Origin of the sequence: Citrobacter sp. B72 (assembly GCF_016894305.1) — a bacterium.
In the GTDB taxonomy this organism is placed as follows: Bacteria; Pseudomonadota; Gammaproteobacteria; order Enterobacterales; family Enterobacteriaceae; genus Citrobacter; species Citrobacter portucalensis.
This window is the reverse complement of the sequence record NZ_CP069803.1, coordinates 97,599-119,833: the sequence shown is the minus strand read 5'-3', so window position 1 is coordinate 119,833 and position 22,235 is coordinate 97,599. Positions and strand designations below refer to the sequence as shown.

Below are 22,235 nucleotides of genomic sequence, written 5' to 3'. Positions count from 1 at the left end.
TACTTCCTGCGCTTATGTTGCACAGAAGGAGTAAGCACGGAATCTCTTGTCTTTTTTCGCGCACGGGTTATACTCCCATACAGAAGCAACAACTTCTGCATGATTTGTTAAGGACCCCGTTAATCTCGCGATGCCGCCAAGTATCTAAGATTATCGGGGTTTTTGCTTTTCTGGGCTTAGTTAACTAACCTGCCAGAACCTGTCACCTTCTAAGGCGTGACAACCTAATAAATTCATTTATAACAATAAGTTCACCGACTTTATCACCACAACAATGCAGGATCAATTTTTAGGATCTCTCCAGCACCAGGATTAAGCTTCACTTCTGGAACGATGCGCTTCTGCGTCTCGTTTTAAGCTCTCGAAAAGCTCTAGTGGTACAAGATAAAACGCCGGCGCGCTACGATTCAGAATAGCAATAGCATCACCCTCTGCTGACTCGACAGTCCCTAACGGATCCCTTTTGAACTCCGTGATACCAGCGACTTTCGTGCAATGTATCGGATGTGCCATAACTCCTCCTGGTTTACAGATAGCACCTACGAATTATTGTATCGTAGCATACAATCAGACACTTAAAAGCATCATTAACTAATATTATGATCGCTGATCAAACTCAGTTAAGTGTAGTTTTACATGATATAGTACATCCACACACAGAATATACCTCTAAAATTCAAATAGATACGGCCATTAGCGGATGATGTCTAAAATCATTTCTTCAAAAAAAAATTCCAACTTGCTCCTCAGGTCTTAAACCTGATTTCCAACAGCAGGGAACCTATGACAATCAAGAATGGTAGCCTGCAGTATGTAGCAGTAAACCAAGCCTTTCTTAGGTTATTAAAACTCCCTTATGATTATCCTATTGTAGGTAAAACATTAGACCAACTTCCTACATCCTTAGCTTACCTTTCACAGCGAATACACAATCAGGAAGAACTTGTTATGGAGCATGAAGACCAGTTCTCTTCAATCGTTACGCATCCAATAGGTGAGAGCAACTCTATACATGCTTTGTACTTCGAGTCCCGGCCCTATTATGACGATGAAGGGATCTGTTCCGGTACTATGCTTCAGGTAAGACCTGTTGATATTTTTGGACCAGATAGCTTACTGTCGGGAGACGTTCCCAAATCGTTGGTATATAGGGTACCGTCCGAGATATTTACTAATGCTGAATGGGAAGTCATTTTTTTAATATCTCTTAAATACAGCAGGAAAATTATGTCTCGGATATTAGGGACTTCTTTAAAAGCGGTAGAACACAGAATCAGCAGATGTCTGCAGAAAACCGGGACCGCGTCAGGGGCCGAGCTAATAGAAGTTTGCAAGAAGAATAACTGGGATGCCTATATCCCCCCTCGATTTTTAAAGCCGAGATTTCGATTATTCAGAGCTGATCCTGATGCGTATCTAGTTGACTCATCACTAAGCAAACAGTAGTCTTCAACAGTCATAGTAAATCCTGTGACCGGGCGTGAGAACCCGTATCTACACGTGCACATAGACACGCATAGCGTGTTTTTTTGTGTACTGAACCAGCACATCTGTGTAATGGCGGTTCAGGTAGGGCAACCGTAAGGTTGGCCGGTACCGTGTAGGCCGGTTTCTCACCCCTGCCTGGGCTGCCACCAGAGCGTGAGAACTCCGTGGTAGCCGATATCATATCTACACGGGAGCTTCATCTACAATGCTCAAGAACTTATCAAAGAATTCTCAATCCCCCTTAGCAAATAAACTTGGCTTTCAATGCCTTGTAGCTGATGTGTTCTCTAAACAGAACGCCCTAATCCATACCACATATCACAACATGTTCAATGGGGTTTCTCCCCATTAAGGGAGATGCATTTTACGCGTAAATTTATTACGTACTGATTTGCCAGGGGACTTCACAATGATTAATGAGAACACTATTAACGCCCTGCATAGCGTTTTTCCTGAACTTTCCAAAAAACAGTTAGAAATTGTGACTCTGTATGCACACGGAAATACATATGAATCCATTGCTGACATTTGCAATATCTCTGTTGAAACGGTCCGATCACATCTTAAGCGAAGCACTAAGGCTCTGAACTTAAAAAGCAACGATGCAATGCGGGCAGTAATATTGTCACGCTCATATTTTTTTATGATTTCATTGATGATCACAAATTAATCAAAAAATGCACCCCTTAAGGGTGCATTTTTAAGACTTGGACTATTTACACTTTACTTTGGTTTACTGGGATAGAATTATACGCGCAGACCTTTAAGTATTGCCGCCAATTTTACTTGAGGGTCTACCCTACAAGAGCATTCTGAGCTATGAGACCCCCAATACAGCAGGCAAACTTAAGTGTTTGTTAGTAAGACTGTTAGTCGTCATGGTTGAGTATGTTCGTCCCCGTTGAACATTGAATTATCCCGTCATGGATCAATTCTGCGCGAAGCGTTCAAAAATGAATATTGAGACTGTATGTAACCAACAATGGTATCTTGCTCTCTATATTACGGGGGGCAAAAATCGCGAGAAATTATTCGGCTGGCTACACGACAGGAGAATTACTCCCTGGACGCCATTATCCTTAACGAAAATACGTCGTGCTGATGCACCGCATGTTTTCAGAAAAAGGGTATCTGCAGTTTTTCCTGGATATTTTTTCCTAAAAGCCAATTTTGATGTTCAAAAGATAGATACTATTAGGGCGCACTCAGCCTTCTGCGATTTTGTGAAGTTCGGTAGCCAAATCACCCCAGTGAACACAAGGGTGGTTGAAGCATTAATGAAAAAATATCCCGACCCTACCCATCACCCTGCAGCAAGGGATGAACTGGAAGTTGCATCAAATATTTGGCTTACAAAAAGTCAGTACAAACGCCTGACACAGCTAGAAAAAATGGAACACCCAATATCCAGGACAGCGATGTTGTTCGATATGATCACCCATGCTGATGCATGGGGGTTTTGAAATGTAATTTACCGTAGCCTCTTAAACTGGCCTTAACCAGTTATCACTCCATCCCTTTTAGTTTCCCCCGTCTATGGGGGCTTTTTTTTGCACCGTTTTCCGGCAATGACGTCTGGGCTGGTCCTACCCGATGAACAACCTCTGTTCCTTTAACCAGCCAGCACTCAGGCTTCCTTCATTCTGGCGGAATGAAGGTACAGACGTCATTGCCAGAAACCGGAACCTAAGAGAGACAAACCATGCAATCCACCCAGGAACAGGTCAGCCATCTCTTGTGGTGCATTCTCGTTGCCTTACGTACGGCAGTCGAAAACCATCACATAACCTCAGAGCGTGGCAAACGTAGATTCATCACTGAATGGTTAAGCGGAGCAAGAAGAATACCGACATTCAAAGGAATGGGAAGCGAGTTCATGACTATCCGGCAGTTACTCGAAACCGAAAAAAAACGCTCCATTGATGCCGTACTGACTACGCTCTGGACGAACTCTGTATCAACCGGGAACTGCGATCTTTTTCGATTCCGGGCAGTACTTAATTCACTTCTAGGACTTGGTTGGAAACACTGCCTCTGCCCCTGGCCTGAACAAGTTGTCACCGAAATCATGGAGCGCCAGCGCACTCGGAAGAATCACATCCTGCAGCTCACTCGTATGGAAGAAGCATTTACCGCAACAGGCTCAATGATTTCACCTGTCACATTTCAACTCCTGCTGAAAAAAAACGAGGACGAAGAAGTTGAAAAGTCTTTCTATCTCGATCGTTTCTCTGTTGTTCGAGGCCGGGACACTTCGTTGTCTAAAGCTACTTTACGCACTCTCTATATCGGACATAGTACCCTGCCGGAAACCGCATGGGGAGCATGGGGAGATCGAGAAAATGTCGGCAGCGGTAATCTCTGGCGGCCAGACCTTCACTGACCGATAACAAAAGGAACAAACCATGAAGTTTCGACCATTCACCCGGGACGTCAGCGTGCATAAAATTGCCCTGCCCCTGTTAATACCGTCACTGTTGAGCAGCTGCACGGGATTTCAAAACCGTAATGTCGCACCAGACACCCCTGCACTCGTGTTTGTAGACGGTCAGATCAGCGACAGCGCTGATATAATCAAACAAACACAACGACGGATAGCGCCTCCGGCCGCTACACCTGTTCCCGTACGACAGTCGGCAACTGCAGCGCAGTTATCGAAGACCTCGCCTTTACCTCAACCAACAATGCTGGCTTCCTCCACAAGTAAATCCAGCGCACCTGGTTCAGTCGCGAACCCATCACTGTCAACACTTACATTTATCGGCACACCGGGTCCCGTTGAAGTTCTGTCATTATCACCGGCGCGCAACCTCACACTCGAACAGTGGGTCAAACGTATCATTCCCACTGGCTGGGCACTCAACTACGAGAATGCACTGCGCCCTGTCCTGAATACCCGTATCGTCTCGGTATACACCAATGACCAGTGGACTAGGGTGCTCAACCGTTTGCTGGAAGAGCAATCAATCCAGGCGCAGGTGGACTGGAATCGTCATGCCGTCACACTGCAGCGAAAGGGTCAATCTGCTCAGTTAAAAACCTCTGCGTCGTCCACTGAAAACCGAACAACTCCTGCCCAGGCAGCCGGCGTACCGAAAAACCCATTCAGCGGCCCGGATTCAGCCCAACCAGTAGCGCAGGCAACTGTTAAATCTCCGGCCCCTGTAACGACAAAATCGGCGCAGACACCGGTAGCGGTGAAACCGCAGCCAGTCACAGGACAACCGATCGCACCTGTGATTCAGGGCAAAACCTGGACGGCACCGGCTGGTACAACTCTGCGGGAAATGCTGATGAAATGGGCACAGGACACCCGCTGTGAATCTGGCGCTTCACCACACTGGACGGTTATATGGCCTGTCGCCGTGACGGATTATCGGCTTGATGCTCCGCTGACATTCCGCGGTTCATTTGAAACCATGCTCGGCCAAATGTTCGACCTTTACCGTACCGCACAGAAACCGCTTTATGCAGAAGCTTCCCGCATGCAGTGCGTGGTATCAGTCACAGACACTCCGGCAGGTCGATGATGGGCTGGGTCATACTGGCCATCGGTATGATATTTTTCCTTATCGCCGGTGATATAGATTCCCAGCGCAATCAGAACAGTCGGACAGCTATACAAACACAGAGCGGCCAGTTTTATGCATCCCAGTTCCTGACCATCGCTAATCGTGTTAATGACTGGCGTTACAAGACAGGTCAGAAGGAGGCCGCCATTCCAACCGATCAACTGGGTCTTCCCTTCACGCCCGACAGCCGAATCCAGTACCGGTTACTTCAGAGCAGATTGTGGATCTGGATGCCGGAACAACCTGGGCTCGTTGATGCATTACGGGCACAGAGTCGCGGTTCGGCACTTATCGGCACCATGAGAAGTGGCCAGCTAATCTGGCTCTCCGGTCTTGCAACCGGACTCACGGCACCACAGGGCGTTTCTGAAGGCGCCGTGGTTTACCTCAACTAATCCGGATTTTCCCCATGAAGAAAACCCTTTTGCGGCGCCTGCTGATGGCGTCCTGCTTTGCCATGCTCGCAGGCTGTACCTTCTCTGAAATCAACAAAATGCAGACGAAGGCTCAATCTGATGCCACGGTAGCCCGCGCGCAGGCGCAGCTGCCACGAACCCAACACCAACAACCACTGACCTGGACGGACCGGCAGTGGATTAACCCCAGCCCCATTCCTGTCGCCGTACGGGAAAGAAACCGCCAGGCTCCGTCCTGTAACATAACTCAGGCAAAAAAGAACATTACGCTGCAGGAACTGGCACAACGCATCACAGCTTTGTGCGGCACACCAGTCATATTTACTCCTGATGCCATTGATATCAGCCAGAGTAGCGTCAGCACCGGCGTCACACGCCAGATGAGTGGCTCACTCCCCCCCCCTGATGACAGTGGGCGGACACCACTGGCAAGCCTGGGTGGCGTAACCTCTCCGGCAACAGGCGGAACCAGCCAGCCCCTGAATCTCACCGGATTGATGTGGCAGGGCGATCTGGGCGGGCTTCTGGATCTGATGGCCAGCCGTAGCGGTCTCTACTGGCGAATGGATAATGGCACCATCGTTTTCTACCTGATGGAAACCCGGACCTATTCGTTGGCCATGCTGAATACCAAAACGTCCAGCACGTCGAGCGTCAGTTCAGGAACGACCAGCAGTATGGGGGCCACCAGTGGCACGGATAACTCCGCATCCGGGGAATCCACCACCTCCCAGAGCACAACTACCGGTCAGGAATACGATCTGTATGCTGATCTGCGCAAAGCTGTTGAGTCCATGCTGACTCCAAATAAAGGCCGCTACTGGCTGTCCTCGTCCAGCTCATCACTGATTGTGACGGATACACCTTCAGTACAGGCTGCCGTGGCCCGTTACGTGAACGAGCAGAATCTCATCATGAACCGGCAGGTAGCGCTGAATGTTGAAGTACTGAGCGTCGGTAATTCACGAAATGAAGATTTCCGGATTGACTGGAATCTGGTCTACAAGTCACTGCATTCAGCTGGCGCAACGCTTAATAACGCTACCGGGGATCTCTCTGGCGGTATATCTGCCGGCGCATCCATTCTTGATACCGCTACCGGTAATGCCGCGAAGTTTGCTGGCTCCAGCCTGCTGCTAAAAGCACTGTCCGAACAGGGTGATGTCAGCGTCGTCACCTCTCAGTCCAGCACCGTGACAAACCTGACGCCCGTGCCTATCCAGATGGCAGATCAGACGGTTTATGTGGCACAGTCGGCTACAACAACCACCACTGATGTTGGCGCCACCACAACTCTGACTCCGGGGATGATCACTACCGGGTTCAACATGACCCTCCTGCCGTTAATTCAGGAAACAGGTAATGTTCAGCTGCAGGTGAACTTCAATCTGTCTGATCCACCTACTATTCGTAACTTCACGTCAAAAGACGGCAACTCCTATATAGAGATGCCATATACCAAACTGCGCTCCCTGAGCCAGAAGGCAAACCTCCGGGCCGGGCAGTCGCTGATCCTCACCGGCTTTGATCAGAACAATACCTCCGTCAATAAGTCCGGTACCTTCACGCCAGGGAATCCGCTCCTGGGTGGAAGTCAGTCAGGTAAAAACGAGCGAACCACTTTGGTCATAGTGATCACGCCGACGTTCCCGCAGAACTCCGGAGGCTGAAATGAATGATGAGGCTTACCTGTTTACAATCCGGGATGGAAAATCTCGCAGCCGTTACTGGCTGGCGGGAATGGACTGGGCACCAAAGGAAAGGCAGAAATTCCGGCTACCGTCATTTCAACTGAGAAAAGCACGGCCCGCCAGTACAGCAGGTATCGGTGTTAATGCTTCCAGTGAACGAATAAATGGACGGGACAGGCAGCAACAGGTAGTTGGGGGCGGCCGATTGCCAGCCCGTCATCGCCGGCATCAGCTTTACTCACTGGCGCTCGCTTTTTGTGCCAGTACACGAAACGGATATGGTATTTACCGACTGAATAGTACTGATTTCGTGTTTCTGGCCAGCATCAATGGTTTGCCTGCCGTCACCGCCGATAAAACGGGGGGCGCAGACAAAATGCAAACGCTGCTGACACTGTTCCTGAGCATGAATGAACCGCCGTCAGAAGGATGGAAGTGTCTGGCCACAGTGGACACCCCGCTTGAAGCCAACAGTCTCTTTACCGGACTCTCTGCGCGTAGACGACAGCAATGCCGTGTACATGTTGATGGACTGCAAAGACAACGCTGGTTTTTAGCCAGCGCGATATTGCTGATGGGTACATTTGGCATTACCTGGTGGCAGGCTGCCACACCACCAGAGGAGCCGACGCTCACCGCCGAGGAAATCCAGGCCAGGGCCCGCGCGATGTTTGCCACCCAGGTAAAACCTCAATCTCTGCCTCACCCCTGGGCACACGAAGTCACGGCTACGGATCTTCTCAACGATTGTCAGAGACGGACCGATCCGGCGAAGTATGTTCTGGAAAGCTGGAAGCTGACATCCGGAACCTGTTCACCTGATGGGATAACACTTCTGTACCAGATTATGCCGGGCGGTACAGTAGAGGGATTCCTGGCCCGCGCCCGGGAAGTTTTCGGTGTCACACCTGTATTCAATCTGAAAGAGGGGGGGCGGGAAGCCAGGGTTACACTGGCTCCCCCTGACAGCCCACTCAAAGATGAAGCCGTGCCGAGCAGCTCAACGCAGTTCATCCGTATCCTCTCCTGGTTCCAGCGACAGCAGGTCATGCTCAACATCACTGATGTAGCTGCACCTCCAGTCCTGCCAGGGGCGAACGGAGAGCCGCCTCCCGTGCAGGACTGGCAGGAATACGTGTTTAGTTTCTCCGCTCCCCTCCCCTCCATCATGTTATTCGACGGTCTGGATGAAACTGGTATCCGACTAACCCGAATCTCTTTCGAGCTGAATGGCAGTGCGTTCAGCTATACCACTGAAGGTAAAATTTATGCGTCAGCAAAGTAACTTTCTGCGACAGGCGACACTCTGGCTCCTGCTGCCAGTATTCAGTCCATTACCTGTTCAGGCCTCTCAGTCAACTAACCAGCAGGTATCACAACCAGCCGAAGTGACAAAAGGTCAGCTTGAGCAACTGCATATCCGAAACATCATCCTCCAGGCAGAAGTGCAGGGGGCGCAACTTCAGCGCCAGCTGGAGGAAAACCAAGCCGGTGCCGGTACCGTCGCCCCTTCCCTTCCTGGAGCTATCGTCGGTGAGACTTCACTGCCCGGCCAACCTGCACGCACAGTTCCCGCAAATAATCGTCCTGTCGTGCTGGAAATCAACGGTCGCGACCAAAAACTCCGCGCCACACTACAACTACCATCAGGACAGTCACTGGTTGTATCGCCGGGGAGCCGTATTCCTGGTCTGGAGAGCACTGTCAGGAGTATTACGCTTGCCGGTGTCACACTCAGCGATGGCACTCTGCTTGCTTTCGGAGACTAACCATGAACGCTATTACTGCAGAATCCCTCCTGCTGTTTGATGACGGAGAAAAGAAAGAAATCCTTATCGACACCAACCAGCGAGGCGACCCAGGTGTACAGGCCGCGCTGATGGATTTAATGAATAAGCATCCAGGGATCAAACATCGTTTTGTTACTCTCTCGGACTTACGTGAGGCGAAAAAAAACCAGGCTGCTCAACCTCAGGCCAGCGATAAGGCTGGTTTGACGCTGGCAGATCTGGGTGGCGACAGCAGCCACAGTGAGCAACGGATCCTGAACTATTTCTCAGTGGCCAGAAAGCTCGGCTCCTCAGATATTCACTTCCTGATTTCAGACTCGCTCTTCCAGGTCAAAATGCGGGTTCACGGCTATTTACATGTGGTGGATGAACGTCAGAGAGAGGAAGGAATGTCCCTCTGTGCCACCTGTATTCTCTCTATGTCGGATGTGTCAGAAACCAGTTTCTACCCACACCGTGAGCAGGATGCACGACTCTCTCCAGCCATGATGCGGAAAATAGGCCTGTTTGGTGCCCGCTACAGCCACCGTCCAACTGGCGATGGTCTGATTGCGGTAATGCGCCTTATCCCGGATGACGGCAATAACGTACCTGACTTTCTACAACTGGGGTATTTGCCCGAACAAATCAAGCTACTGATACGCATGATTGACCGCCCTGAAGGGAAAATCATTCTCTCGGGACCTACCGGTTCTGGTAAGTCCACTACGCTGCGTACCGCCTGTCGGGTATACCTCGATACCAACCCCGGGCAACACCTTCTGACCATTGAAGATCCGCTTGAGGGACAGGTCGTGGGTGCTGTTCAGACCCCGATCATCTGCGACAAATCTGATGAAGAAGCAGTACATATCGCCTGGGGAAAAGCCATCTCGTCAGCTTTGCGACTGGACCCTGACTCAATCATGATGCAGGAAATGCGCGACCTTATCTCGATGCTGGCCACCATTTATGCCGCCCAGACCGGACACCTGGTGATGACTACGCTACACACAAACTCTGCACTCGGTATCCCGGAACGCATGGTTACGCTCGGCATTAACGAAAATCTGCTGTGTGATGCCCAGTTATTGATTGGACTTATCAGCCAGCGCCTGGTGCCCACGCTATGTCCTGAATGTCGTATATCCTGGCAGGATAAGGTCGCCAGCCTGACTCTCGAGGAAAAGGACTGGCTGGAGAAATACTGCAACATTGAAGGTATCTGTTCGACCGATAAGCTCTATTTCCACAACCCAGAGGGATGTGAAGCATGTACACAAGTGGTGGAGATAAACGGTCAGGTTCGCGGTAAAGTCGGTCAGGGGATCAGGGGGCGTACCGTCATTGCCGAGGTTATCGAGACCAATAACCGTCTTTTTAAGCTGCTGAAAACAGACGGCAAAGTCGCGGCGCGCCAATACTGGATAAATCACATGCAGGGGATCAGCCGTGTCCGGCACGTCCTGCATAAAATCAACGAAGGACTGGTCGACCCGCTGATGGCCAACCGTATCATTCCGCTCGATGAAGATGAACGTCTGGAGGTGGATGATGCGTGAAATGCACGTCCTGAAACGACTCCGATATACCCTGGTTCGCAAGACGTTCAGCGGTCGATACCGTGTTCAGTTCTATGATGCCCTGCGATTTCTGATTGAAAACCAGCAACAACTTAAGCCTTCACTGGAGAAAATGCGCAATGCTTGGACAAACTTCGGCCAGAACTGGCATCCCTACGTTGAGCTGACGGATGACTGTGTTGATGCCTTAAGGGAAAACAGCGGGGAAAAAACGCTGGAGCGTACGCTCTCCCGATGGCTACCGGCCGCAGAAGCGTCCGTCATAAGCGCAGGCATACGCAGTGAGTCACTACCACGCGCGCTAAGATACGCCTGTGCTCTGACCAGCGCCGGTAAGCGTATTCGTGCTGCAGTATGGCAGATGGCCATCTATCCGATCGGCTTTGCCATCATGATGGCCAGCACCATTTATGTGCTGAATACTGAGTTACTTCCCACGTTGACAGAAATCAGCCCGCCAGAGAACTGGACCGGTGCACTCGGCTTTCTTTATGGTATCTCGCTGTATTTCAGTGAATATGGCGTAATAACTGCCATCGCTACTATCGCATCAACTATCTGGACTATCTGGTCACTCCCCCGCTGGCACCGCCCCGACAAACTTCGCCGTGCATTCGACGGTCTGATGCCATGGTCGGTTTATAAGGATATTCAGGGTGCAACTTTCCTGTTGAACATCGGTGCACTACTGCAGTCCGGTGTCAAAACTAAAGACGCGCTGGAGATTCTGCAGGAAACGGCATCCCCCTGGCTTGCTGTGCGTATCGAAGCAATTACCGAACACGTTCGTGAAGGTAAACATTTCGGGCTGGCCCTGAAAGATTGCGGTTATGACTTTCCGTCGCAGGAAGCTGCCAACTTTCTCTCCCTTCTACAGGGGGACGGCGATGATGAAATCATAATTAACTACGGCCAGCGCTGGCTTGAACAAACTCTGGAGCGAGTAGCAAAACGTGCAGTCGTTATCCGCGGTCTCATGTTCCTGGCAATGATCCTGATGCTTTTGCTTCTGGTCCTTGTCGTTATGGATATCAATGCCCTTAACAGCTCGTCGGGCGCTTTTTAAACGAGGAAAAATCATGCAATTTAATTCCGAATCAACTTCTCAGACATACAAACCGGTTAAGACAGTGTTGCACCATCGAGGCTGGGGGTTTCTGGAACAGGGGAGTATTGCCCTGATCGTCCTGGTCGTCATCGGCCTTGTGCTGGCGGGATACTTCGCCCTCAAAAATAACGTCAACGTGGGTAAGGAATCATCGAATATTCAATCTCTCATCACCAGTACACAAAACCTGCTGAAAGGGGGAGATGGTTACACATTCACTTCCGGAGCCAAAATGATGGGCGCGCTTATCCAGATGAAAGTCCAGCCTAAAAGTATGACTGTACGGGGTACAGCCTCTTCAGGGACTGCCACACTTTACAATGGATGGGGTGGTGCAGTGACACTGTCACCTGTAACCGTGTCTGGATTCTCAAACGGATTCTCATTGACCTACGAAATGGTTCCTCAGGATGCCTGCGTCTCGCTCGCCACACAGCTCAGCCGAGCCAAAATTGCTGATGCCATTACCGTCAACTCCACGGCACACAGTGATGGAATCGTGACAACCGAAGAAGCCAGCGCACAATGCACAGCTGACAATGGGAGTACCGGTACTAACAAGCTGATCTTCACGCTTAACAGCTAAGGAGACGATATGCGGAGGGAACGCATTCTCTCCTGCTACCTGGCAATGATGCTGCTCATTTTTTCCCTTTCCCCAGGTCCATTGATGGCCAGTTCGAACTCCCCTCCTGATACGTTTGATGCCTGCTTTAATAGTGCCGGTGCCCGATACCAGATAGAGCCACTGCTGCTTAAGGCAATGGCCAAAGGGGAGTCCTGGCTCCGACCATGGGTCACAAACACTAACAGGGATAAAAAGGGCAATCCGGTCAGCACGGACTATGGGTTGATGCAGATAAATTCAACCCATGTGCCAAAGCTCATCCGAATGGGCATCATCCAGAGTGCAGAAGACCTGCTGAAACGACCCTGTCTGAATATTCAGATCGGGGCGTGGATACTGGCCAGCCACTTTCAGGTATGTGGTGTGACATGGAATTGCCTCGGGTCTTACAACGCTGGATTTCGTAAGGACAGGCACGAAACTCGCGAACAGTATGCCAACCGTATCTGGGGGTTCTATCTGGAACTGAAAGGCCTTCGAGTCTGTCGGCAGGAGAAAGGAAAGCGAATATGCGAACCATCATAGTCACCAGCCTGGCAACAGCATGGAGCCTGCCGTTACTGCTGGGTTTTGCGCTAATTGGCAGATGCCTGATGTGGAGAGTACTCGACTTTCTGGAAGATACCACTGCTCATAGTAAGGAGCGGAACTCGCTTCTAACTGCTGGGATTTGGCTTTTCGCCACGTTCAGTATGATCGCTGCCCTGTCACCGACTCCAATTGCCGATCGGGCTGCTGCCATCATGATGATGGGCTTCCTGCTTCAGTCCGGTATCACCGACGCAGTCAGTGGATATTTGCCACGTACTTTCACAGCACGTCTGTTACTTGGAGGACTTATTTGGGGAGTAACAAAAGACGTTTCGATTGCAGGTGTATATACGCAATTGGTGGAAATCGCTGTGGTGGGCGGCCTGATGACGTTGCTGAGTATCCTGATAAACCGGGGCGATCAGCGTCTTGGTCGGGGAGATTTATGGCTGATAACAGGTCTGACGGCCTGGATGGGGGGGAAAGATGCAGCACTGGCCACTCTGTTTGGTGCTGCAGCCTTTATGCTCTGGCTGCTAACCTGGCATTTGTCCGGAAAAAAAGAGGGGCCCCTTGGCCCCTGGTTGTGTCTTAGCGGGAGTCTCTTCCAGTTATCCAATCTGTATCAACCTGTATGGATATCAATCTTATGAAAAAGCACGATCGTGGCTGGGCGAATCTTGATGTTGCTCTGGCGCTCATAGTTGTGATGGCAATGACCGTCTTTGGACTCACTAAATACAAAGACTGGCAGCAGGAGAAAAACTGGCAGGTTGAAGCCTCCCATATCAGTACATACGCAGCTGCTGCACGGGGATACGTCGGTCGTAACTACGCCACTTTGTTAAGCGCAACCAGTACCACCGCGCCGACAGTGATAACTACGGCCATGCTTAAAAACACGGGTTTCCTGCCGTCCGGTTTCACCGAAACAAACAGTCAGGGTCAGCGTTTGAACACTTATCTGGTCAGGAATGGGCAAAACACGGAGTTACTACAGGGCATGGTAGTATCCAGCGGTGGCAGTGTATACCCGGACAAGGCATTGAGGCTGATATCAAGGGATATCAAAACCGGTTTCGGGGGCTACATTGATGATGGTAAAACCGCCACAGGTGCCCTGCGTTCTTGGAAAATCCTGCTGAGCAGTTACGGTGCCACCTCTGGTAATGGACATATTGCAGTACTCCTCTCAACAGATGAGCTGTCTGGTGCGCAGGAGGACAACGACAGGCTGTACCGTTTTCAGGTAAATGGGCGTCCCGATCTGAATAAAATGCACACTGCTATCGACATGGGTGGTAACAACCTGAACAGTGTCGGCACCATTAATGGCCAGACTGGAACATTTAGCGGAAACGTCAGTGGGTCAAACGGTATTTTTACCAGTAATGTCAGCGGTGCAAACGGTAGTTTCACCCAAAACATTACAGCCGGAGCACAGGTAAAAGGAGCAACGGTCCGTGCCGACAGCGACATTAGCGCCGGACGCAATATTACGGCAACTAACGAGGTTTCTGGTGCCACAGTCAAAGCAACAGGCAACTTGTCAGCAGGTGGGGTTTTGCAGTTGGATCGGATCAATGTTGCAGGCATCGCTTGTTACCCGAATGGGCAGATAAGCCGCGATGCCAATGGCGGCGTACTTTCCTGTCAATCCGGTGCCTGGCGTTCCCCCTCTCCATCTGATGGTATTTACACCTCTCTCGGAGCGTTTAAAGGCTTTTTTAGTAGCAGCAACACAACTGGAAAGCAGTTTAAAATATATGCCTGGGGAGGCAATCCCCCCCCCAAAAAAATCAACTTTGGTAACTCAGATAACTGTGCCAATACGTTTTCACTGACAGCTACAGTTGGCGGCCTTACTGTTGCACACTCAATCGATGGTAACTCTCAGTGGCAGAAATCTGGAAGTTTTTCATTTGATGTTCCTGATGGCCAATCGTTCTCGATTACATCAAATGGAATGATGGCTTATGGGTGCGATTACGGCAGTTTTAATGTGTTTCGTTTCCAGTAACCCATATCATATGTTGCGTTTAAAAACAGCAGGAGAACCTGCGTACAACGTATTTTCTGGTACATCCGAACGTACTACGCTGTTTGCCGCTATAACGCTGTTATTGCCAATTGTAACGCCCGGTAAAACGACGACGCCTGCTCCTAGCCATACCTTATGGCCAATACTGATTGGAGCCTGAGTAACGCCACTACATCTCAATTCAGGCGAAGTTTCATGGCTGGCTGTCGTCAGTGTGACATTCGGTCCAATCAGGGTATTGTCGCCTATCGAAATTGACGCATGATCGAGGAAGACACATCCAGTGTTGATGTAGACACCTTGACCGATCGTTATGCGACCATATTCATAAAAAAATGGGGGGGTTACTGCGCTTTCGCCAGTTATGACAACCCCTGATTTTTTGAGCAACTTGTTGCGTGATTTTCTTCGAAGATTTGTTGTGTTGAAGAGGTTTCTGGCAGTCGGTACTTTCAACCTGTTTCTTAATGTACTGAAGAGATACGTAAGCATTATTAGCGGCTTCCTTTGCTTGTGCTTGAGGATTTATCCAAGTTTATCATTCAGTTAATTTTTAGCACACCACGCTATTGCGCGCATACACGTTCCACCCGTAACACCACCTCCAGTAACAAGTTGCCAGGCATTATCTGATGGTGATGGCATTGAGGAATCTGGGGCGTTCCACCCGTTACCACCTGTCCAGTTTGAGAGAACCCAGCCACCCGAAATCAATTGTTTTCCGGCAGGACAGTAGGCTTTTGAGTAGACGTATTTGCCACAAGCATCATTTCCTTGAATCATTTCAAATGCTGATACCTTGCCGCTGGACGTCCACGCACCGGATTGACAGTCACACTGACTCTGTTGAGTTCATGTTTATGAGCAGCTAATTATGAAGCTGCATTTCCCTGTTAAATCCGTTCGGTTAGTGCCTGGGTGAAAGACATATTCATCATAGTAGCCGCATGTAACCACTCGGTTTGCATCTACGGCAGCAACTTGACCGGCGAAGTAATTTGGTTTCCATCCATGTGGATTTTCGCTATTGCTGACACTCCAGGTGCATTGGTTTTGGCTAAAACCTGTGGGCAGCGGAATCTGTTGCCCGTTGCCGATTAAACCCGTTAAAACTGTACTCCCTATGTTCCTGCGCCAGACACCGGATTGACAGTTTCCTCAACCGGCTTTGACTATGTAGTTAAACGCAACGTTCTTAGGGCGTACTTCACTACCATTTGAGTAGTAATGATCCATACCGTTATGATGGCCTTCGAGCCTACCACCAGTATTAAGGATCATATTACTTTGGTCTTTTTGGTAACTGAGAATAGCTCGTCCATTGTCGAGGCCGCGCCCATTATCCCAACCACGTATAAATGTGCCGCGTAGATCGGGTAATACACATCCAGGATAAACAATAGCCAGTTTAGGGTTAGAACCGCATGAAAAGCTCTGCCCTGCCATTAAAAAGAAACCTGGTGGGGGTGTTGTGGAAGGCCACGGAATAGGGCTACCAACAGGGTAGCTGTCAGATCCGCCCCACACGCCGGATTGACAGTTAGAAACAGTTGATCATAACAGCACCGCCTAATGTATTAGTTTGCCAGAGGTACTTACCTTCACCATCCGGCCCGGCTACTGGGTAGATCTGCGATCCACCACCTTGTCCGTAATGCCCTAAAGCACAATATCTGGCCCATGTAATATTGTTGACACCAACTGGAGAAGCGACAGAAAAAAAACCGATTTTCAAACCACTATTCCACACGCCGGATTGACAGATTAATTAATTCAGTCTGACTGCAAAACATCTAACGTTATCTATAGTGCAAGTTTGGTTATCTTCTGTACAAGCATCAGATCCAGTGGCGACCCAACCTTGTGCCGTTAACCCGCTCGAATTCAAGGAAGTCTGGCAAATATCGCCGTAGTTATTCCCTGAATTTACTGACCATGTGTAACGCTGTATTTTTTTTTCCCCAGAATTAGCCCAGGCACCGGATTGACAGAATTATTGCATTTTTCTCTTAAGGCTTTATTTTCTTCACCTTTTTAGGAGTAATGATGTCTTCCGTTGCGCGTATTAGAAAAATGCCCCTCAGTCGTGGCCTCGATAAATATTACGAATCAGTATCTGTTCATAAAAAGGGCCACCTTCAGGAGTTTTACCGAACCAACGTCATTAAGCGCCACCCACTGGCCAGCAGGAATATGGACGAAATCACCACGGTTGATATTGCCGCCTACCGTGATGAAAGACTGACCCAGCGCAACCCCAGGACGGGGAACCCTATCACCGGTAATACAGTAAGACTTGAGCTGGCGCTATTGTCATCACTTTTCGGTATTGCACGTGTGGAATGGGGAACCTGCCGTAGCAATCCGGTCGAATTAGTGCGTAAACCAAAAGTATCAAAAGGTCGTGATCGCCGCCTGACATCCACTGAAGAGCGCAGACTGTCCCGGTATTTCCGCGAGCGAAACTTAATGCTGTATATAATCTTTCATCTCGCGCTGGAGACGGCCATGCGTCAGGGTGAAATCCTTAACCTGAAATGGGAATATATTGACCTGCAGCATGGTGTCGCACACCTGCCAGACACCAAGAATGGGTCATCGCGTGACGTCCCCCTCTCACGTAAGGCACGCAATCTGCTTCAGATGATGCCGGCCCTGCTCAAAGGTAAAGTATTTTCATATACGTCATCCGGTTTCAAAAGCGCCTGGCGGCTCGCCCTCAAGGCCCTCACTATCGAAAATCTGCATTTTCATGATCTTCGGCACGAGGCCATCAGTCGCTTTTTCGAGCTCGGTACATTGAACGTTATGGAGGTCGCTGCCATTTCGGGTCATCGGTCGATGAATATGCTTAAACGCTACACCCATTTGAGAGCTTACCAACTAGTCAGCAAGCTGGACGCGCGACGGCGCCAGACTCAAAAGATTGCCCCCTACTTCGTACCTTATCCCGCACTGGTAGAACAGGATTGCGGAAGTACTGGTGACATAAGAGTGATGATATGCGACTTCGAAAACTTGATGGTGTCGGCGCCGACCCGCGAACTTGCCCTGACCCGCGCCAGCGAACTGCTACTACGCACTCTGGCACTTGCTGCCCAGCGCGGCGAACGAGTCCCTGCACCAGGGGAACTCCCTATCAAGACAAATGACCACATCATGATTTGTCCGCTTAACCCCGACCAGGCTCTCTCGGCCCGGGCGTAACCTTTATCCTGGAGGGACTGTGTATCTGATTATCCTTTCAGCAGTACCGCTGACATTACTGCTGTATTGCCCGGTAATGACAGTCGTTAGTGCCGTGACGCCCTGGACAGGGTTTCGCACGGCCTCGGTTCGTCATCGAAAGAAGCATTACACTACCCTGCACCTTTCGACATTTGACCGGGTTGGTCATCTTAATCTTCATCGTGCAGCGCGCTTTCACCGTAGTTTTCTTGCCACGTTGCAACTGGCGTTACAAAGGGACAGCGCCCCCGTGTACTTCACATCCCATTTGATGCGCCCGGCACACATGAAAAGCATGACCCTCCTGATGGGAAAAATGGACGATACACACCGCTGGCGCTGGACCACAGTATCGATTCCTCCTGCCGTCAGGAACGGGATACGGCTACAAACACTGGTACAGGAATGGCGCTGGATTACCGTACCGGAAACCGGCGTGCTTGTGCTCATTCGACCGCGCCGGAGAACGAGTTAAAACGACAATACACAAACGCAATTAAAACGCACACGCAAACGCAGTCGATCTACAAGATCGAATTAACTCGTTATACATGCGCGTCACGATTAATTATTCTTTAACTCACTGAACCGCAAGATGTAATTTTACTTAAGGGGGCCACGTGGCAAACAGTCTTACCGCAATTTTCACCTCGCTTCTGGCGCTCCCCGACCTTGATCGGAACAGGATTGCAGAACTGCTTCAACGCAATGAAAAGAAGCCTATGCAGACCACGTCACTCCGAATGAGGCCCGGCACCCGCCAGCTGATTGATGAGTTATCCGGCAAGATTGGGATATCTCAATCGGAGCTACTGAATCTGGTTATAGAAGGTTCTCTGCGAGATATTTTCCTGCCGTTCAGCAATACCGCGCTTAGTATCATCGATCGCTTTGAGGTGCTAATGCAGGCACATGAGCTTGACCCGACTGATATCGCAGAGTTGCTTTCGTCATGGAATGTTCGGGTGAGCGTACTGCAGGACAGGGAACGAACGATGGACTATCTGTCCACTCCGCTCCTGCAGGCGCTCGCTCAGTGGTTTTTCGTTTCACCGGACTGGTTGTTAGGCAGGAATGTTCCAACGGTCGACACCACCCTGGCTCGACATCAATGGCCACAAACGGAAGATGCCTTACGGAAGATAATAATTCCTTCAGATGAGAATAATAATGACAGCGTTATTTTCTGGACAACCGAACATACAGGTGAGGATGAATATCAGGAACAAACCGGCATATTAATTAAGAAGAAAATTTCTTCATCACTGCTGACATATTTCCCGGTGTTATCCATTATTCCGCTCGTTCTGAATAAAGAGCAAAAATACTGGAAAGAACGCCTCCTCATGGAACATGCCGCAACAGGCACTCTGCGCACCGTCACGGTCAGCAAGGGACTATCCACAGCGCTTGAACAAGGAATAACGCTACCTGCACTTATATTCAAACAGCTTTAAACCACGCAGAAATATTGAATTAAAAAAGAAAAAGAAATTTTTGATGCTGCCGCATCAAGACCTTCTTTTGCTCAAAATCCAGACTTGATTACAGGAAATTTAATGATGAAAAAGACTTACATTGCAAAAACACTGATTTCTTCCGCCATCATGATGGCTTTTCATGCAGGTGCAGCAACCTCCTACATGGAAGCCCGCAGCGATGCCATGGGGGGCACCGGCGTGGCCTCTGCACACTACGGCACTGCTGCCTTATCCAACCCGGCACTCCTGACGAAGTTTGGCGCGAATGATGACTTCAGTCTGGTGCTGCCGTCCGTGGGTGTCCAGGTGGCAGACCCCGATAAGGCCATAGATACTGCCGATGACGTGAAAGATCTGTGGAACAATTTTGACAATGCTGTCGACAGCCAAAGCGGTGTTAGCGAAAGCGCTGCCGCGTTACGCAATAAGCTGGAAGATTTGAAAGATGTGAAGGCAAACGGGCAGGTCGGGGCATCTGTTATTGCCACCACCCCGAATAAAGTACTCCCATTTGCTGTTGTCGTGAAATCCTGGGGCACCGTTTCCGTAAATGGCACGGTCAGCGACCACGATCTGCAGTATCTCGACAAAATCGCAAGCGGGGCCATACCGGCGGATGCGGTAGACAAAGATGCACTAACGTCCCGAGCCTATGGTCGGGCGGCCGTCATCACCGACGTAGGTGTGGCTATGGCGCATGAATTTGAAACGGCAGGACACAGCTGGTCACTAGGCATTACACCCAAGTATCAGCGAATCGATCTTTTCAATTACAGCGCAACGGTAAACGACTTCGACAAAAATGACGTGAACTCAGACGATTACCACAACACCAAAACCGGATTTAACGCCGACATCGGTCTGGCCACAAACCTCGGAGATAACTGGATGCTAGGTCTGGCGGTACAGAACATCATTGCCCGCAGTGTTGACACTAAAGAAGTGAACGGCGAGAAAGAAACGTTCAAAGTGAAACCTCAAGCCACTGCTGGCGTCGCCTGGAGCAACAACGTCCTGACTACCGCACTCGATGTGGATCTGACCGAAGCCAGCCGTTTTGAGCGAGATGACAAACGCCAGTTCGCCAGTGTAGGGGCTGAGTTGAACGCCTGGAGCTGGATGCAGGTTCGTGCTGGTTATCGCCAGAACATGGTCTCCAGCGAGGGTAACGCCTTCACCGCAGGTCTGGGCTTCTCACCGTTTGATGTAGTACACCTGGACCTTACCGGTATAGCCGGAACTGATCGTACCTACGGCGCGGTTGCGCAGTTGCAGTTCACGTTCTGATAATCATAGGGAAGCCCGCAATGGGCTTCCTCTGCCGTTTACTTCCGATCAATATCTCAACCGTCTGCAAAACTCCGTATCCCTGAATCTTCTGGCTTTAACCTCAGTCGCCCTCCCGGCAAGGTAACTACTATGAACTACTTAATTCTTCCCGGCGTGCTGGCTATCTCTCTTCTTGCCGGCTGCCAGCCCTGGATTCCGCCATCGACGCCTCCAGCTTCTGTTTCTCCTGACCGCTACGGCGCAGCATCATCCGTCGCCGTTGCCCGTCACACGCAATATCAGATGTGGAATAACGGTCTTTGGTCCGGTTCGAAAATTGTACCATCGTCCATGGAAATCATACGTACCAACAGTGCTGACGTTTCCTTCGACTGGGAAGGTGATGCTGTGGAGTTGCTGGCTGAACTGGCGCGTGCACGCGGCCTGCAGTTCAACTACAGCGGCGTGCGTCTGCCCTTACCCGTAACGCTACACGTTCGGGGTATGACGTTCAGCAACGTGCTGCGCGTGATTGAAGCGCAGACAGCATGGCGAGCTACCCTGAATCAGTATCCAGGACTGCTGCAGCTCAATTTCATGCAACCGGAGACAAGTAAGAAATGAAATATTTTCTCTTATTACTTTTCCCTGCGCTGCTCCTGACCGGTTGTGCCACCGAGCGTCCTGCGCCAACAACTGATGCGAGTGTTCCTCCACCGGATATGCAGGCCTGGCTCAATCCGGAGCGACAAAGACCAGACAGTATTTCCGAAACTCGCTGGCAGATGCTTACTGATGCCGGCAGAACACTGGGATTTCGGGGGGGTAAATCTCAGCGTGCGTGGGAGTTGACCCAGGCGCTAAATGCCCGCGAGTCCACCCTCAATGCCCTTTACGATTTCCGGCCGCTTATCAGCCCTGAGGGCTGGCTGCCGCCGGTTATCGATGAAGCGCAGGACGTTGCACACATCACTCCTAATCAAATCCGCACCGCCTCAAAGGTTTGGACCATTATCCGACCGGAGAGATTTGTCAGTAACCCGCCCAGTTGGCGCAGTTGGTTACTTCGCGGGCTGGCCACCACGGCAACCCCGGGCACAGAAGGACTGGTCGTGCCGGAAGACAGCTCTCAGAGAAAGGTATGGGAAGACGCGCTGAAAAAAGGCTGGCAGGAAGGTCGCGCAAATGCCGACCTGACCCTTGAAGCCAGTATGAATCAGCTCACCCGTGATTATCGGGGCATGATGCTTTACTCCCTGCTCTGGCGTCGGGGCATGATTTCCCGACCGGAAGTTACCGAACAACAACAGACTGTAACCGGCAGTGGCCAGAAACTCGTTACTGGCGATCGCGTACGCCGACTCAAATCACATGCGTCGTTTGAACTCCAGAAGTCCCGCTGGCGCCCGTCTGTTACCATTCAGTAAGGA

General features: G+C 50.4%; 22 protein-coding genes and 1 pseudogene. 21 read left to right on the top strand and 2 right to left on the bottom strand.

The window, feature by feature from the left end; all coding sequences use genetic code 11:
- Window positions 1–759 precede the first annotated feature (759 nt).
- From JQN59_RS27315 to pilV, 15 genes are all read left to right on the top strand, one after another.
- A complete protein-coding gene (locus JQN59_RS27315) occupies window positions 760–1,446 on the top strand; it encodes a helix-turn-helix transcriptional regulator (protein WP_282100814.1) in 687 nt (228 codons plus the stop codon).
- A gap of 451 nt (window positions 1,447–1,897) precedes the next feature.
- Complete coding sequence (locus tag JQN59_RS26280; RefSeq protein WP_048227622.1) at window positions 1,898–2,158, top strand: helix-turn-helix transcriptional regulator; 261 nt, start codon at window positions 1,898–1,900, stop codon at window positions 2,156–2,158.
- A 283-nt stretch (window positions 2,159–2,441) separates the two neighbouring features.
- Window positions 2,442–2,951, top strand: a complete 510-nt coding sequence (locus JQN59_RS26275; protein ID WP_048227623.1) for a transcription termination/antitermination NusG family protein — start codon at window positions 2,442–2,444, stop codon at window positions 2,949–2,951.
- 239 nt (window positions 2,952–3,190) lie between these two features.
- The gene (locus JQN59_RS26270; RefSeq protein WP_048227624.1) at window positions 3,191–3,871 is read left to right on the top strand and encodes a hypothetical protein; all 681 of its coding nucleotides are present in this window, start codon (window positions 3,191–3,193) and stop codon (window positions 3,869–3,871) included.
- 22 nt (window positions 3,872–3,893) lie between these two features.
- Window positions 3,894–5,018: a TcpQ domain-containing protein gene (locus JQN59_RS26265; protein ID WP_053069305.1), complete on the top strand. Its 1,125-nt coding sequence runs from the start codon at window positions 3,894–3,896 to the stop codon at window positions 5,016–5,018.
- Complete coding sequence (gene pilM, locus JQN59_RS26260) at window positions 5,015–5,455, top strand: type IV pilus biogenesis protein PilM (RefSeq protein ID WP_234113460.1); 441 nt, start codon at window positions 5,015–5,017, stop codon at window positions 5,453–5,455. Before JQN59_RS26265 ends, pilM begins: the two co-directional genes overlap by 4 nt.
- 14 nt (window positions 5,456–5,469) lie before the next feature.
- Window positions 5,470–7,146 carry a PilN family type IVB pilus formation outer membrane protein gene (gene pilN / locus JQN59_RS26255; RefSeq protein ID WP_048227625.1) on the top strand — a complete coding sequence of 559 codons (1,677 nt, stop codon included), beginning with the start codon at window positions 5,470–5,472 and terminating at the stop codon, window positions 7,144–7,146.
- Between the two features lies 1 nt (window position 7,147).
- Window positions 7,148–8,452 (top strand): type 4b pilus protein PilO2, encoded by a 1,305-nt coding sequence (pilO2, locus tag JQN59_RS26250; protein ID WP_048227626.1) that lies wholly within the window; start codon window positions 7,148–7,150, stop codon window positions 8,450–8,452.
- The gene (pilP, locus tag JQN59_RS26245; RefSeq protein WP_053069306.1) at window positions 8,436–8,936 is read left to right on the top strand and encodes a type IV pilus biogenesis protein PilP; all 501 of its coding nucleotides are present in this window, start codon (window positions 8,436–8,438) and stop codon (window positions 8,934–8,936) included. Before pilO2 ends, pilP begins: the two co-directional genes overlap by 17 nt.
- A 2-nt stretch (window positions 8,937–8,938) precedes the next feature.
- A complete protein-coding gene (locus tag JQN59_RS26240) occupies window positions 8,939–10,498 on the top strand; it encodes a GspE/PulE family protein (protein ID WP_048227627.1) in 1,560 nt (519 codons plus the stop codon).
- Complete coding sequence (locus JQN59_RS26235) at window positions 10,491–11,585, top strand: type II secretion system F family protein (RefSeq protein ID WP_040231337.1); 1,095 nt, start codon at window positions 10,491–10,493, stop codon at window positions 11,583–11,585. Before JQN59_RS26240 ends, JQN59_RS26235 begins: the two co-directional genes overlap by 8 nt.
- 13 nt (window positions 11,586–11,598) lie before the next feature.
- Window positions 11,599–12,213 (top strand): type 4 pilus major pilin, encoded by a 615-nt coding sequence (locus JQN59_RS26230; protein ID WP_052463753.1) that lies wholly within the window; start codon window positions 11,599–11,601, stop codon window positions 12,211–12,213.
- An 84-nt stretch (window positions 12,214–12,297) separates the two neighbouring features.
- Window positions 12,298–12,780 carry a lytic transglycosylase domain-containing protein gene (locus tag JQN59_RS26225; protein WP_069325157.1) on the top strand — a complete coding sequence of 161 codons (483 nt, stop codon included), beginning with the start codon at window positions 12,298–12,300 and terminating at the stop codon, window positions 12,778–12,780.
- A complete protein-coding gene (locus JQN59_RS26220; RefSeq protein ID WP_053389052.1) occupies window positions 12,765–13,439 on the top strand; it encodes a prepilin peptidase in 675 nt (224 codons plus the stop codon). The genes JQN59_RS26225 and JQN59_RS26220 overlap by 16 nt, the downstream gene beginning before the upstream one ends.
- Complete coding sequence (pilV, locus tag JQN59_RS26215) at window positions 13,436–14,806, top strand: shufflon system plasmid conjugative transfer pilus tip adhesin PilV (protein WP_102082901.1); 1,371 nt, start codon at window positions 13,436–13,438, stop codon at window positions 14,804–14,806. The genes JQN59_RS26220 and pilV overlap by 4 nt, the downstream gene beginning before the upstream one ends.
- A 6-nt stretch (window positions 14,807–14,812) precedes the next feature.
- Here pilV and JQN59_RS26210 read toward each other — a convergent pair whose 3' ends face one another.
- Together JQN59_RS26210 and JQN59_RS26205 are read right to left on the bottom strand one after the other, a co-directional pair.
- On the bottom strand, window positions 14,813–15,319 hold the full coding sequence (locus JQN59_RS26210) for a sugar O-acetyltransferase (protein ID WP_077223963.1): 507 nt from the start codon (window positions 15,317–15,319) through the stop codon (window positions 14,813–14,815).
- Between the two features lie 666 nt (window positions 15,320–15,985).
- Window positions 15,986–16,375: pseudogene (locus JQN59_RS26205) on the bottom strand (phage tail protein); the annotation flags it as partial.
- A gap of 495 nt (window positions 16,376–16,870) precedes the next feature.
- Between JQN59_RS26205 and JQN59_RS26200 the strand changes: the two are divergent.
- From JQN59_RS26200 to JQN59_RS26175, 6 genes are all read left to right on the top strand, one after another.
- Window positions 16,871–18,034, top strand: coding sequence for a site-specific integrase (locus tag JQN59_RS26200; RefSeq protein ID WP_370450876.1), 1,164 nt, complete (start codon window positions 16,871–16,873; stop codon window positions 18,032–18,034).
- Window positions 18,035–18,053: 19 nt separating this feature from the next.
- Entirely contained in the window at window positions 18,054–18,530 is a 477-nt protein-coding gene (locus JQN59_RS26195; protein ID WP_145996426.1) for a hypothetical protein, read from the top strand.
- Window positions 18,531–18,675: 145 nt separating this feature from the next.
- On the top strand, window positions 18,676–19,512 hold the full coding sequence (locus JQN59_RS26190) for a hypothetical protein (RefSeq protein WP_048227630.1): 837 nt from the start codon (window positions 18,676–18,678) through the stop codon (window positions 19,510–19,512).
- Window positions 19,513–19,614: 102 nt separating this feature from the next.
- Complete coding sequence (locus JQN59_RS26185) at window positions 19,615–20,823, top strand: conjugal transfer protein TraF (protein ID WP_099530103.1); 1,209 nt, start codon at window positions 19,615–19,617, stop codon at window positions 20,821–20,823.
- Window positions 20,824–20,955: 132 nt separating this feature from the next.
- On the top strand, window positions 20,956–21,429 hold the full coding sequence (locus JQN59_RS26180; RefSeq protein WP_048227632.1) for a DotD/TraH family lipoprotein: 474 nt from the start codon (window positions 20,956–20,958) through the stop codon (window positions 21,427–21,429).
- Window positions 21,426–22,232: a type IV secretory system conjugative DNA transfer family protein gene (locus JQN59_RS26175; protein ID WP_048227633.1), complete on the top strand. Its 807-nt coding sequence runs from the start codon at window positions 21,426–21,428 to the stop codon at window positions 22,230–22,232. The genes JQN59_RS26180 and JQN59_RS26175 overlap by 4 nt, the downstream gene beginning before the upstream one ends.
- Window positions 22,233–22,235: the final 3 nt, after the last annotated feature.